A 14,553-nucleotide genomic window follows, 5' to 3' on the forward strand; every position below is an offset into this window, starting at 1 on the left:
TTCGCCTCGAATTTGGTGCCACATCGTTATCATATCGATCCAGCCGCGGTGTTCGGCGATTTTCCCGTCAGCGACGAGGAATTCACGGAATTGGGTTATCCTAACCAATCGCATCAAGCATATGCTGGACGTTAGGGTGAAAATCCCAATTATCCGCCGAAAATAGCGGTAACGGCAGCTTTGATAAATCCACAAATTGGACCGAAATGCGCTCTGCTTTGAACAGACCTTCGATGTACTTGAGCAGGGTTGTGCTCGTCGCGTTCGTTCGGTTGCTTCCTGCGATCATGATTACTTTCATCTTTAATCTCACCTTTCTTTTCATCAGATTGATTGGGAATACAGGGAAAGGTATGCCGCCGGCTGACAAACAAATCCGATCATGCTAATATGTGACTATAAAGTAACCTCTCATGAATCAATAATACGTTACCAAATGGTAACATGTAAAGCGATTCAAAATTTGTATTTTTAAATTTTTTAGAAAGGAGTTGTTCCGATTGGAAAATGACATTTTTAAGGCCCTGGCCGATCCCAGCCGCCGCAAGCTTTTGGATCTGCTTCACGCCTCGGACGGGCGAACGCTGAACGATCTTTGCGCACCGCTTGACATGTCCCGGTTCGGCGTCATGAAGCATCTTAATGTTCTGGAAGCAGCGGGACTCATTACAACGCGGAAAGTTGGCCGTGAAAAGCTGCATTATTTAAACGCGGTACCGATCCGGCAAATTTATGAACGATGGGTGAGTAAGTACGCCGAACCATGGACGATTGGCTTAACCTCACTTCAATATGAATTGAAGAGTGAAATGAACATGGCAAACAAACCCCGGAATATACACCGGATAGCAATTAAAGCAAAGCCGGAACAAATATGGCAGGCCATTACGGATCCGGCCAAAACCTCAAAGTTTTGGTTCAATTGCGCCATTTGCTCCTCCTGGGAGGACGGATCGCCATTCGAACTATGGGATGGAGAAGAGAAAAAAGTCGAGGGCACCATTCTTGAGATTAACCCTCCGCGAAAACTCGTAGTGAACTGGCGCTTTATTTCACTCCCAGGCACGGAAAACGACACGGCGTCCCGCATCACATGGGAAATCGATCCGCACGGCGAGTTTCAAGGCGTGTCGCTCGTAACGGTTATACATGATGAATTCGAACAAGCCGCCGGCACCGCAAAGATTCTTGAAAACGGGTTGCCGATCGTCATTTCGGGATTAAAAACTTTGCTGGAAACCGGTGAAATGCTGGCAAGCGAATAATCAAATCATGTTGAAATACACTGAAAAAGAGCCGTGTGATCAACATGGTTCTTTTTCATAGAACATTTTATTAAAAATAGCTTGACACCTGGCTATCATTTTTATATACTAAAATAGTCGCTCACGGGGCCATAGCTCAGCTGGGAGAGCGCATCGCTGGCAGCGATGAGGTCAGGGGTTCGATCCCCCTTGGCTCCACCATAATTACATCTTGAGGATCGTTAGCTCAGTTGGTAGAGCAGTTGACTCTTAATCATCTGGTCCAGGGTTCGAGTCCCTGACGATCCATAGAAGAAAACGGCAGATATGCCGTTTTTTTGTTTATGTTGGCGATAGTCACGGTTTGACCGCGGAAATAGCGGTAAAAAAGGTCTCTATTTTAGCAATGAATGGAGTTTTGCCAAAATAAAGGAATTTTTTACCGCTATAGTCATCAGATGAGGTGGATTAGAGCTTTTTCCAAGGGTTATCGGTAAGATAAGAACAAAAAATTCCGCTATTACAACGACAAGGGCCGGAATATCAAAAATAACGCCTAAAATTACCGTTATCTTCGGCGGGGGGCGGCCGAAAATTCTCGACTAGTCATTATAAAGAAGCCCCCTTACAACGGTTGCTTGCCGCTTCCGCCGTCTAAGGGCGCTTCTTTTTTTCGTGTATTAATTGATAAACTCAAGGTATTCCAGCGTGCGCTTCAGCAAAACGGCGCTTTGGGCGCGGGTGGCCAGCTCGTCCGGAGCAAACGCATTGTTGTGCGTCCCTTCGATCATCCCTGCCGCAAGCAATTGCTTGACGGGTTCCTGAGCCCACCCCGCAATACCGGAATGGTCGGAAAAGCGCTCAAGCGAAAGGGCATCCGTCCCCGGCAATTCCCCGGCGAAGCTTACGGCGCGGGCGATCATCGCCGCCATTTGCTCGCGGGTGATCGGCGCGTTTGGCTTAAACGAACCGTCCGGATACCCGTTAATGAGCCCGGCAGCAAAGGCAGCTTCCGCCGCCCCTGCGTACCAGGCGCCCGCCGGAACGTCGTTAAAAGCGGATTGGCCTGTTTTTTCGCGAAGCCCCAGGGACCGTACGAGCATCGCTGAAAATTCGGCGCGGGTGACTTGACCGTCGGGCGTAAAACGCCCTTCAAAGCCGCCGGTCAGGACAAGCTTGTTCGCGAGCATTTCAACATCGGTTTGCGCCCAATGTCCCTGGACATCCGAAAAAGTGCGTTCCGCTTGAACCACGGTATACATGCTGTTATGCGGCGCATAGATGAAAGCTTCGGTTCCGTCCCCTTCCACTTTAAATACCGAAGGCACAAAATGCGCCCGCCCGTTTGCATCCACCCACACTGCGGTGGACTTGGCGGGATTAACCCCGCTATTTAGCTTGATCGAGCGTTCCGTGTAAACCGCTCCCGTATCCGCCAACTCCTTGCCGTCTAAGGTAAGCGAAAATTCAACCGGTGCCGCAAGCATTTGGTAACCTTGTTCGCCCAGCGCTACTTGCAGTTCCCCCGCAGCGGCGTCCGTCTGTTTGGCGATGGTGACGCTTAGGACCGATCCGCCGGATATGGTGCCCATGACGTGCAGCGGAAGGCCATAACTCGCGCCGCTGACGTGTATCTGCAGAATCCCCTCCGGCTGCGTTAAGAGCGATTCCCGTAAAGCTTCTACCGGAATGTCGGCTATGGTGATCGGATCCGGGCCGTTAACGGCAATAATGACTTCGCGTTGTGATGCAAATGCGGCGCTTAGGAGCGCTCCGTCCAGGATGAGCCGCGTTATAGTTCTCCCGTCGTTTGCCGTTTCTTTTACGACGTTAACCTTGGCTTCCTTCCCGTTGATTTCAATCGTCATGGTTGAAACTGGCGCCGGAACATCTTGCGGCTTGTCCATAACGGCTGAGGAACGGGAGCGGTGCGATCCCGAGGAACCGGAACCCCCCGGTGTGCCCGGATCAGTCGGATTGGTTGGATCCGTTGGATCAACCGGATCGGTCGGATCAGTTGGGTCAACAGGATCACCCGGATTTTCCGGCGTATCTTCGCTCGTCATCGCGATGCGGCCCACATCCGTGATCTCGCCCGCAGTGACGTTTACGATCAGGAAATAGGTTTTATATCCTGAAGCCGTAAACGTAACGGTTTGCTTTCCTTCCGGAATGTTGAGCAAAGTAAAGTTCCCTTGGCTGTCGGTCGTGGCGCTGTTGCCGTACACGGCGGCCGTAACCCCGGAAAGCGGGGTTTCCCCCGTTCCGTAAACGGCTCCCGTCACCGTTCCGGCGGTTGTCGGAGGCGGCATCACGGTCACCTTGGCGGTTGCCGTGAAGGAGCCGTCCACGGTCGTGACCGTGATGTCAGCTTCGCCCGCCGCCACCGGAGTGACTTCGCCGTTTTCATTGACCTCGGCCACCTCCGGTGCGTTGGAGCTCCAAATCAGCGCAGGCTCGGCCGCCCCTTCGGGCAGGACGACGGCGGCAAGCTTTTGCGGCGCCTGGCCCAAGACAAGTGTCAGCCGATCCGGATCCAGCCTAACGCTGGTGACGCGAACCCGCGCCTGAATATCGGCAGCCGTAAGCCGGACGCTGGTCCAAGCCTGGATCAAGCCATTCGAATCCGCCTCATATACGTTTAAATACTGCCCCGGAGTGACGTCCGGAATGTCCTCTCCTAATCGGTACGCCACAGCGTCAGCAGGTAGATCGGTGCCAAGCAGCGGCCGAACATCCGCCGACTCGCTAAGTGTATAGGCAAACGAATGATCCGCGCCTTGAGGCTCAGCCGTCACTTTGGCGGATTGGTACGCGTCGCCGGGGTTAACATTGAAGGCGGCTATCTCAGGCGCTTGCGCTTTAACCGTCAACTGGAGCGTCGCACGATCGGTGGCGCCTCCGGCATCCGTTACCGTGATATTGATGCTGTACGTGCCGGACTGCTCGGCCGTACCCTGAAGCACCGCCGTATGCATCCCCGTACCGATTAGGCTCAGACCGTCGGGAAGGCCGGCCGCGCTCCAGGCGATTCCGCCTCTTGCACCGTCAAATCCCGCAAGCGAAACCGAATAAGGTACATCTTTGACCGCATTCGGTAAATCTTCAGTTAGAATCGCCGGTCTTAGGTAAGGATACCCGTTATTCACCGCGGGATTGATCGCCCACGTCTTCGTGAAATCCCAGCCGGCATCCGCATATGTGGATTGTTGCCGCATCTCGCTCGTCTCCCGGGCGTTCGCTCCGCTCGGATCGCTGCCTGCCGTTACCCCGGTAGTAACAATGTCGAAAAAGGAGTCCGCAACGAAAGAACCTGCGAAATCGGCTAGGCTCACCAATCCGGCGATCAACGAGTTGAACGCCCCCGCTAAATTGGACTTGTCGACATACCCGGTCGCATAAGTACGCTGAACGCTGCCGTAAACGATATGAGGCACAAGACCGCTAGAGAAGAGATAATAATTATCGCCGGTCTGGTTCGATACATTTCCTGACGCATACGAATCACTGATCCCGCCCCTGCCTTGAGCGCCGACCAACCCGCCGGCATAGATGTTGGGGGCCGTACCGCTAACGACGGATGCCAAAGAAAAGGAGCGAGTGATTTCGCCTATGGCCCCTCCTGCCAATCCGCCAGTAACCGCAGCCGGATCGGCGTTCGTCCCTCCCTTAACGCTACCCGTTACATAAGCACGGTCGATGCTGCCATCGCTCATCAGACCGACCAGTCCGCCGGTATAGGCGCCTCCCTCGATATGAACATCTACCCCCAGGTTCTTGATCACACCGGTTGTGCTGCCGAAAAATCCGACATTTTCCCGCTCATCGTCGATGACGTTAATACCGGAGATCAAATGGCCCCTTCCGTCAAAAACACCGCTAAATACGGCATGTTCGTTGCCGCCGAAAGGAATCCAGTCATGACCGGCTAAATCAATATCGTTCTCAAGGCGAATCTTCCGGTTTAGATATTCCTCCTGGTTTTGATCGATATAAACGAGTTGCTCCGCCGTGAATATTTGAACCCAGCCATCCGCTTCGGACGGCGCTGAGACAGCAGCTTCGGCTTGGACGGCACGGATTCCCCATGGTTCAAATATCGTAAATATCATTAGTAAAGCTAATAAAGCAGATAAGCGTTTTGTCATATTGAATCCCCTTTACAAGTAATAGATACGTGAGAAAAACGCCTGACGGCGCCCTTTAGCGGCTCTGACTTCTACTTTGGAGCGATTGGAGGCTCTTACATAACTATGGACGCTGCTCTAACGGACACCAGCGACCTTATCCGCCCATTTCCCGGGTATTTCCCAGCCTAACGGACACAGGCGGCCCTATTTCGCTCTAAACCCGTTCATCCAGTCCGATTTGAGGTAAATAAGGTCTTCTGTGTCCGTTTACATCTTGCAAACCTCCGTTTTTCCAAAAATAACGGCTCTGGTGTCCCTTAGCCCCCTCCAGTTCCCTCTTCTCCTCCCCTCTCTACCTGAGCATCGCCCTCAACCTTGACCGAAATTTTATAAATTCTATAGGGTTAAGAAAAACGTCTATCGACGTACTCTCTGAGCTGCCACACCGCGTTTTGCGGTAGTTTTCCCCCACGATTATAGATTCTATAATCTTAAAAAATACGAATTTTTATTTTTAATAGTCGTATCTCATAGTGTAATATAATGGCATGATCATGATGTTTCATTTTTGTTTCAGATTTTAAATATAGAAGGAAGATGGGGAATGGAATCGTTATCGACCGAAAAAAATGAAATTGCCCGCCGTCCAGTGATCGGCTTTTCCCGGGAAATGAACATTCTGGAGCAGTGGGTGGCGGACCCCAGTGGGGATTTGCGGCTATTTGCGGTTTCCGGCATCGGCGGCATCGGCAAAACAACGCTGCTGACGGAAATGTTCCGTAAGGCCAAACAAGCTTCGCTGCTTGCGTTGTGGCTGGATGGTCAATCCGAGCTTGCGACTTCCGGAGCTTTTTTATCCAGTCTGGAAATGAGCCTGCAAAACGAATACGGCAGATTCAGGGACCCGGATGTTCCCCTCCTGCCTTACCTGGTAGCGGAGTTGTCCAAGCAGCGGTCCGTTTTGGTGATGGATAACTGCGAACGTTTGGACCTGATTGAAGGCTGGTTGCTCTCCAACTTTTTGCCGAGACTGAAAGATGCGGGGGTGCTGCTTGTCTTCGCCTCGCGAAACGGCCTTCCCGTCAAATGGCGCACGAACCCTCTTCTGGACGGGCGCATGCATATTTTTCCCCTGAAGCTTTTTTCGCGAGAAGAAATACACGAGTATTTGCGTGATAGCGGTTTGGAAGAAGCCGTGCAAAAGGAAATCGCGCAAAAAACGGAGGGCCTTCCCCTGCTGCTGGCGATGATCGTGGACTTGCAGCGTTCCCGGGAAGGGGATATCCGGGAAATCCCCAGCATACTTAGCGCGGAATTTTTAAAAGAAGTCGCTTCCCCTTCTCTGTTCCAAGCGTTAACCGTCCTGTCGCTGCTGCCGGCAGCCGACCAGCCTGCCATCAACAATTTGCTGGACGATCCGCTAACCGCTTCCGGCTATTTTGAGCTCAGGAAGCTGTCCTTTATCCGCAGCACTCCATATGGCCTGTCCCTGCACCATGTCGTTGCCCGCCTTTTGCGGGAAGAGCACGCCCGGCGAAACCCAAGTCAGTTTCAGCAGCAGCAACTTCATGTGATCAAGCTGCTCGCCGAACAATTCCGGCTGGCGGATAAACGCCGGCAAATGCAGATTGCCGCCCATGTGCTGGAGCTTTACCGCGAGTTTCTGCCGGCAGCCCATGCCTACGCCGATTTTTCGTCCACCCTGAAGCCGCAGGAACACAGCCCTTATCGTGCGGAGGATTTGCCCGACCTGCAGCGGTTTCTGGCCTGGTCGATTTCCAACTCCGATTGGCAATCCGAACTGGTCGATCCGCGAGAATATCACGAGCTGCTGGAAACTATCGCCACCGAACATCCCGAGGGGATTTTTGTCGTGCGCGATTCCGAAGGAACCCCGCTGGCGTTTTGTGCCGGCTTCTGGCTGCATGCCGGGACGACGCCGCTATTGGAACGTTACGCTCCCCGGCTTAGCTCCATACTTGGTGAGGAGGCTCCCGAGCTGCTAAGTCTCCCCGCGGAAGCTTCCGACACGATCTGCGTGCTGCTCGCCGCAGTGAATATCCGGCATCCCCTTTACCGTCCCGAGGAATTGGGCGCTTTGCTGATGCGGCAATGGCTGATTTTTATGACCCGCGGATTTAAGGGCATCAATATCACCGCAGATCCGAATTTAAACAGCTTATTTTCTCTGCTGGGCTTCAAGGAAACCGGCCGGATCAAGCTCGAAGGCCCCGCAGAATCGGGAGGACTGACGCGATGGGAGCTCGATTTTCGGCAAGCTGCGTTTGAGGAATGGGTGCAAAAGGTAATCCGGCAGACCGGCCCGGCAGACCATGCGCCAAACGGACCAATGCCCGGAGCGGGCCAAGACCTGTCCGTAATGATCGACGGCAAGGCCGTAAAACAAATCCTGGAGCGGCTGTACGATACCGAACAGCTGGAACGGATCCCGGCCGTTCATGCCCTGCATCTGCCCGCTGCCGTCTTGCAAAAAAACGTGCTGGATCTATTGACGGCCGCGTCCCCCGCCTATCCTCTAACGAAGCTGGAACAGCAAATCCTCAGGGAAAGTTTTTTGCGGAAAGAGTGGAACAAAAACGAGCTCGCCGCCCGGTTCCATATGAGCCGGACGACATTTTACCGCCATTCCCGGACCGCTTTGGAGCATTTTGCCCATGTGCTGTCACATCTGGTCTGATGTTGCATGCGAATTCACTCCTGTTCACAGCCGATCCGCCCGGGTCGGCTGCCTGTTTTTCCGCGCGGCGCCTGCACCTTCTGCCCTTTTCTCCGCCAATCACCCCTATGCCTAACCCTGCATACCTATAAAGAACCATTCAAATTTAGAATAATTCGCTCGGCAGGAAAGTATGTTTTTATCAAAAGGGCTTGTAAGCGGATACAATCCAGCAAGCTTTTTTCGCTGCTCTAGCCGCATACTTACTTAGGGAGGGAAAAACATGGCCTTCATGAAACAAAAGGGTTGGCAGATTACGTCCGTCGTGTTGTGCATCGCATTGTGCGGAGCTTTGCTGCTTGGCTGTTCGGGCAAAAGCGACGAAGGGGCTGGCGGGTCCGGAAAAACTACGATTACGATCACGTACCGGGACGACGGTGCCGGGGAAAAAGGCTCGTTTTACAAATGGATCATGGAAGTTGCCGCCGGCTATCCGAATAAAAATGTAGAGATCAAGCCAACGCCGATTCAGGCGTCCGAAGGGGACTATTTTGCCAAAGTCGCCTTGGCTTTGAAATCGAAAGATACGGCGCCGGACATTGTCACGGAGGATACGTTTATCCTTAACTCTGACGCCAGCGCGGGTTACCTTGAACCGCTCGATGAACGGCTGAAGGCATGGGAGGATTGGACCAACGGCTCGTTTATCGAAGCGATGAAAAAAGGCGTGACCGCCAGCGACGGCAAAGTGTACGGGGTGCCCTACAATACCGATTCGCGCGGGCTCTGGTATAACAAGGAAATTTTCAAGCGGGCCGGACTTCCGGAGGAATGGCAGCCCAATAACTGGGACGAGGTGCTGGACGCAGCCCGGACGATCAAAGAAAAGGAACCGGACGTCGTGCCGATCTGGATGAACATGGGCAAGGCGACGGGCGAAGCCACCTCGATGCAAACTTATGAAATGCTGCTGTACGGCACGGGCGAACGGCTTTACGATGACGCCGGCGGGAAATGGATCATACAAAGCCAAGGCATTCTCGATGCGCTCGGGTTTATAGAAACCGTGAACAAAGAGCAGCTTGGACCACCGCTCTCCAAAGTGCTGAACGGCCAGGCGGGCAATACCGCTTCGCGCGAATACTTGCCGCAGGGCAAGCTGGCCATTTCGCTCGACGGCTCCTGGATTACCGGCAACTACCTGGACACTGGAGCCGCCCCTTGGCCGGAATACAAAGACGTGCTCGGCTTTGCCCCGATGCCGACGAGTCAAGGCCAGGATCCCGGTGCGATCACGCTGGCCGGCGGCTGGGCGTTGTCCATCCCGAGCAATGCCAAACATAAAGATGAAGCTTGGGAGTTCATCAAATACGCGCTGAACAAAGAAAACAGCCAAAAGCTCGTCATGTCCTCCGGCAACATTACGGTCCGGGCCGACGTGGCCAAAGATCCGGAATATACGAAAATGCCGTTTAACGAAATCGCCACGGCATATTTGCAAAACGCCGAGTTCAGGCCGGCCCAGGAAAAATACCCCGAGGTATCCACGCAAATCCAAACGATGGTCGAATCCGTGGCTACGGGAACCTCTCCGGCCGACGCCGCCAAAAAATACGCTCAGGATGTCACCCGTATCGTCGGCGAGGATCATGTGATGCAAAAATAGCGATGAACGACTCGCTTTCGGGAGGTGAACGACATGAGCAGCATAACGGCCGAACCGTATCGGCAGAAAAGAAATTCATTAACGTGGCTCTACTTCTTGCTTCCGTCCATCCTCATCATGCTGATTTTCTTCATTTATCCGGTATTCCTGACCTTTTTCTATTCGTTCACGAATCTGGCCTTAACCGGAGAATCCGCGAAGGAACTGAAGTTTGTGGGGATCGATAACTACATCCATATGTTCAAGGACCCGACGGTTCGCATCAGCATCTGGAATACGCTGATTTTCCTGTTTGGCTCGGCGGTGATCGGCCAGCAGGTGCTCGGTTTTGTCATCGCCTTATTGATGAAGCATAAAAACAAGCTGTTCCGCCGCGTCATCGGCACGATCGTGCTGGCCGGCTGGGTAACTCCGGAAATCGTCTGCGCTTTGTGCTTGTACAGTTTTTTCGGGGACGAAGGCACGTTAAACTCGATCCTCGCCTTTGTCGGCATCCCGGCGGTCACCTGGCTGTTCACCGTGCCGATGCTGACGATTATTCTGGCCAATATCTGGCACGGGACCGCCTTCTCCATGCTCGTGTTTCAAGCGGCGCTGGACGATGTGCCAAGCGAGGTCGAAGAGGCGGCCGTCGTCGACGGGGCGTCGAGATGGCAGGTGCTCACCCGGATCATCTTGCCCTATATTAAGGAAAGTTTTGTCACCAATATGATGCTCGTCACCTTGCAGACGCTTGGGGTATTCGGGCTGATCTACGCCATGACTGGCGGAGGACCGGGCACTTCGACGACGACGCTGCCGATCTTTATGTACAATCAGGCCTTTGTCAATTATCAGCTAGGATACGGAACGGCGATCTCCCTGCTGCTCCTGCTGATCGGAGTGGTGTTCAGCCTGTTCTATATCCGTTCGTTGAAATAAGCTTTTGACAAGGAGGCTTCGTATGAACGCCAAACAACGTAAAATCGTCTACAGGGTGTTGCCGTACGCCATTCTTACCTTTATCGGCATCTGCTTCGTACTGCCGCTGCTTTGGGTCATCGTCGCCTCAATCGACTCAAACGCGATGCAGACGCTTAAGCTTCCGCACCGGGTGACGGCGGATAACTATATCGAAGTGATCACCAGCCGGGAAAATCAGCGCGCCTTCTTGATCGGACTCATCATGTCGCTCGGCCAGGCGGTGCTCGTCGTCATCCTGGCCCTGCTTGCGGCCTATCCCTTATCGCGGTACCAAATGAAATACAAAAAGCCGTTCATGCTGACCGTTTTATTTATGACCTCGCTGCCGATTACGGCCGTGATGGTCCCGGTGTACCAATTGTTCCTCACCTTGAATTTGTATGACCAGATTTACGGGGTGATCCTGTTTTACGTCGCTTCCTCGATGCCTTATGGAATTTGGATGCTAAAAAATTTTATGGACTCTGTGCCGCAGGACCTGGAGGAAGCGGCATGGGTCGACGGAGCGTCGGTGTTTACGGGCATCCGCAAAGTGGTTGCTCCCCTGATGATCCCCGGCATCTGTACGGTGGCCATCTTCACGTTTTCGGGAAGCTGGGGCAATTTCTTCGTTCCGTATATTTTGCTGCAAACCCCCGAAAACTTCCCGGCTTCCTTAAAGCTGTACCAGTTTTTCGGACAATACGGGATGGTGGAGTACGGGAACCTGGCCGCTTTCTCCATCCTGTATGCGATCCCTTCCGTCGCATTGTATATCCTTTCGCAGCGTTTTATGTCCAAAGGGTTTGGCCTTCAAGGCGGCACGAAAGGATAGGACGCTAGCGAGGCCCTTTGACGTGCAATGGGTATGGAGTTCCCCCCATACCCATTCCCTTCTTTCATTAAGCCGAAGAACCGAGTTCTTCATCTCTTTCTAAGTATGGACGCTGCTCTTACGGACTCCAACGACCTTATCCGCCCTTTTCTCACTCCCTCTCTACCTGTGTCTTCAGCCTCCATCCGGCCTCTTTGTTCATCCCCTCATAATGGGCGGCCATGTCCGCGCAAATCTCCGCCATCCGCCGCACGAGCCGGTCAGGCTCGCGTATCGTCAGCGCTTTGCCGTAAGGCAGCAAATAGTATGGCACATAAGTATACAATGCGGATGAATCCATTTTGAATTCCGCTTCCCCTTCACTCCGCCGAACCAGCGTGTGGCCGAACATCCAATGGTTTTGCAGTTCATTTAAAACCCGGTCATGACCGGCAAGGCGAACGGTGACCAGGGACTCCTCCCGCAGCGAAGACGGCAGCAATCCGCCCAGCAAAAAATCTTTCGCGGAAAAATCCGCCGGCCGCTCGAACCGGTGATCCGAAGGCTCCAAGCGGACGATGCGGTCTACCCGGAAGCTGCGCAGACCCTGCCGCAGGCGGCAAAATCCGGCCGTATACCAGCTTCCCTTCCAGTGAATAATGCCGTAACAATCAAACACGCGGCTCTCCACAGCCGAATCCTTGCCCCTTGCATACTCCATAACAAGCGACCGTCCTTCCGCCGCCGCTTCCTCCAGCTGCTGCAGATAGGCCGACTGTTTCTCGCCCACGGGCGGATAAATCACGGACACGCCGCGGCCGTGGCGTTCCATTTGATCCAGCTGCTTTTCGTTTGTATAACGCTTCAGCTTCTCAACCGCCCGCTCCAACTCGGCGGAAAACGGATACCCCGCCTCTCTGGCGAATATCGAAGCATGCACCAGCGCTTTTTGCTCGTCCGCATCAAACAGCAGCGGCGATTCCGCAAAGTCGCCGAGAATCCGATATCCCCCGTTAGGTCCGGAATCGGCGATGATCGGCACGCCGCTGGCACACAAAGAATCGATGCAGCGGTATACGGTTCGGATATGGATTTCCAGCTCGTCCGCCAGCTGCTGGGCCGTCATCTTTTTTCCCGACCGCAGCAGCCAAAGCATGGATAGCATGTTATCGGCTTTGGACATGACAATTTACCTTTCTCATGGGAGAATTGAAGTGTACTTCGTACTTCGAATGGGTCAAGCGCCGTTTTCAGTTCCGCCCAGTTTCGTTCAAACATGACCATCCCTTTCATTTACAGCATATGATAAAGCAAGTTGACTTCAAAGCAGGTGGTGTGCTTGGCAAAAAGAAGACGAAAGACGAAAAAAACGGACGATGCGATAGTTACCGCCAGTGACCTGGCCATTATCGGGGCCGGATTCGCTGCCTTAGGGAACTTTTTCGAACTGCTGTCCCTGCTGAAGCTTCGGGAGGAAGAGTCAGCCGATGGAGAAGCGGCGAAAAAACCCAAGCCAAAATGATCATAAGGGGTTCAGAATAGTCATAAATAGGATTAAGCAAGAAAAAAGGCGCGGGATCATCGACCAGAGCGCCTTTAAGTGCGTGTGAACTACCTCATCAAGAGTTTCGCGATAGCTTGGCTACTTTTAGCCGCCACTTTCTCCACTTCATATATACAATTACCAGCAGCAGAGCCCCAAGGCCCATAAAGAAATACTTCAGATATTTCTCCACCAGCCCGAACGCGTATTGCCATTGCTCGCCGAACACGAATCCGATGCCTACAAAAGCGGTAACCCATATGGCCGCCCCGGCATAGGCATAGAGGGCAAACGTACGAAAAGGGACACAGATGATGCCTACAAAATATCCGAAAAACTGTCTGACCCCAGGTACGAAAAAGTTGATCAACAGCATCTTATTTCCATATTTTCCATAAATGCGCCTTGTTTTCTCTAAGTGGGAAGGTTTTAAAAAAATCCATTTGCCGTAGCGCTCAACGAGCGGCGCTCCAATCCAACGGCCAAGCCAATACGTAATCGTTACGCCGATCACCGATCCGGCGTAGCCGGCCAGTAAAGCCGGAACGAACTGGAGTACCCCTTTATAGGCCAAATAACCGGTATATGTTAGCGTCGTTTGTCCCGGCGGCAACGGCAGCGCGATAAAATCCACCGGCAGTCCGAGCAACAATACGAAATAACCATAATGCTCGAACATCCGCTCAATCCAAGCCAGCACGTTCATGATCGTTCTCCTTTTACGAGTTCAAGGCGCCGCCATCAATTCGCCTTATTCTTTTTTATGTTAACAGTATACGCGGAGAATTTCCAATCCAAAATGGCCCCAAGGCGGGTTCCATCCTGGACTGCGGGCCGGGGCGGCCTTTCAGTGAGGACGCTGCTCTAACGGACTCCAGCGACCTTATCCGCCCATTTCCCGAATATTTCCCAGCCTAACGGACCCACATGACCCTATTTCACTCGAAACGAGTTCATCCGGACCGATTCAAGCGAAATAGCGGCATCTCAGTCCGTTAAAATTTTCGCGCCACTGTTTTTCCGCAGATAAGGTCTCTGAGGTCCTTTAGGCTCCAAATACCTCGTCCTCTACCATGCCGGAATTTTATAACTCAACTTTCGCAGAGCAAAAATCAGCTTGAGTCCTTGAGCTGAAAGTTTTCAAAGAATTAAGATAGGCGGCTGGCAAAATAGAAAAACACCGCTTCGTTTGGTAAAGCGAGAGTGACGAGCTTCTACGATAGACAAAATAGGTGTCTTTCATTGTTATAAGACCATCAGCCCGACCTAAATCAGTTGCCAAACGATTTAAAGTATTCTTTTCTTGGGGTGGGCGGCAGATCAACACTCACTGTCCGGGCGCTTTGCACGATTATCCCGTTTGATCAGGTTAGCAGAGAAACAGACAAGCTCGGGAGAAGAAAATATTTGGTGGAGAAGCGGACAGGCTCGAGATCATTTAGACAGGCTTAGGAGAAGGAATCAGGTTTAAGGGAGGTGAAACAGACCGGACAAGAGATCAAGACAAGAAATCAAGACAAGAGATCAGGACAGGAGA

Annotated in this window: 10 protein-coding genes and 2 tRNA genes; 8 read left to right on the plus strand and 4 right to left on the minus strand. The window is 52.8% G+C overall.

The features are described 5' to 3' along the window. Window positions 1-100: 100 nt before the first annotated feature. Window positions 101-301 carry an NADPH-dependent FMN reductase gene (locus ACLD72_RS26845; RefSeq protein WP_411003230.1) on the minus strand — a complete coding sequence of 67 codons (201 nt, stop codon included), beginning with the start codon at window positions 299-301 and terminating at the stop codon, window positions 101-103. A gap of 199 nt (window positions 302-500) precedes the next feature. Here ACLD72_RS26845 and ACLD72_RS26850 point away from each other — a divergent pair, with 199 nt between their 5' ends. The 3 genes from ACLD72_RS26850 (at window position 501) to ACLD72_RS26860 (ending at window position 1,553) form a co-directional block, all read left to right on the plus strand. After that, complete coding sequence (locus tag ACLD72_RS26850; RefSeq protein WP_411003231.1) at window positions 501-1,265, plus strand: ArsR/SmtB family transcription factor; 765 nt, start codon at window positions 501-503, stop codon at window positions 1,263-1,265. Window positions 1,266-1,390: 125 nt separating this feature from the next. Next, a tRNA-Ala gene (locus tag ACLD72_RS26855) sits at window positions 1,391-1,466 on the plus strand. Between the two features lie 14 nt (window positions 1,467-1,480). Beyond that, window positions 1,481-1,553: transfer RNA gene (locus tag ACLD72_RS26860), tRNA-Lys, on the plus strand. 371 nt (window positions 1,554-1,924) lie between these two features. Here the strand turns inward: ACLD72_RS26860 and ACLD72_RS26865 are convergent. Further along, entirely contained in the window at window positions 1,925-5,356 is a 3,432-nt protein-coding gene (locus tag ACLD72_RS26865) for an S-layer homology domain-containing protein (protein WP_458476241.1), read from the minus strand. A 622-nt stretch (window positions 5,357-5,978) separates the two neighbouring features. On the opposite strand from ACLD72_RS26865, the gene ACLD72_RS26870 reads away from it, so the two are divergent. The 4 genes from ACLD72_RS26870 to ACLD72_RS26885 all read left to right on the plus strand — a co-directional run bounded on the left by ACLD72_RS26870 (window position 5,979) and on the right by ACLD72_RS26885 (window position 11,494). Then, entirely contained in the window at window positions 5,979-8,072 is a 2,094-nt protein-coding gene (locus tag ACLD72_RS26870) for a bacterio-opsin activator (RefSeq protein WP_458476242.1), read from the plus strand. A 271-nt stretch (window positions 8,073-8,343) separates the two neighbouring features. Next, on the plus strand, window positions 8,344-9,717 hold the full coding sequence (locus tag ACLD72_RS26875; protein ID WP_411003243.1) for an ABC transporter substrate-binding protein: 1,374 nt from the start codon (window positions 8,344-8,346) through the stop codon (window positions 9,715-9,717). 33 nt (window positions 9,718-9,750) lie between these two features. Further along, complete coding sequence (locus tag ACLD72_RS26880) at window positions 9,751-10,638, plus strand: carbohydrate ABC transporter permease (protein ID WP_411003234.1); 888 nt, start codon at window positions 9,751-9,753, stop codon at window positions 10,636-10,638. A 22-nt stretch (window positions 10,639-10,660) separates the two neighbouring features. Further along, on the plus strand, window positions 10,661-11,494 hold the full coding sequence (locus ACLD72_RS26885; RefSeq protein WP_411003235.1) for a carbohydrate ABC transporter permease: 834 nt from the start codon (window positions 10,661-10,663) through the stop codon (window positions 11,492-11,494). 151 nt (window positions 11,495-11,645) lie between these two features. On the opposite strand, the gene ACLD72_RS26890 is transcribed toward ACLD72_RS26885, so the two are convergent. After that, window positions 11,646-12,656 (minus strand): helix-turn-helix transcriptional regulator, encoded by a 1,011-nt coding sequence (locus ACLD72_RS26890; RefSeq protein ID WP_411003236.1) that lies wholly within the window; start codon window positions 12,654-12,656, stop codon window positions 11,646-11,648. A gap of 156 nt (window positions 12,657-12,812) precedes the next feature. Here ACLD72_RS26890 and ACLD72_RS26895 point away from each other — a divergent pair, with 156 nt between their 5' ends. After that, entirely contained in the window at window positions 12,813-12,995 is a 183-nt protein-coding gene (locus tag ACLD72_RS26895; protein WP_411003237.1) for a hypothetical protein, read from the plus strand. Window positions 12,996-13,092: 97 nt separating this feature from the next. On the opposite strand, the gene ACLD72_RS26900 is transcribed toward ACLD72_RS26895, so the two are convergent. Beyond that, window positions 13,093-13,722, minus strand: a complete 630-nt coding sequence (locus ACLD72_RS26900; RefSeq protein WP_411003238.1) for a DedA family protein — start codon at window positions 13,720-13,722, stop codon at window positions 13,093-13,095. Between the last annotated feature and the right edge of the window lie 831 nt (window positions 13,723-14,553).

It is taken from the genome of Paenibacillus lacisediminis (assembly GCF_046567315.2).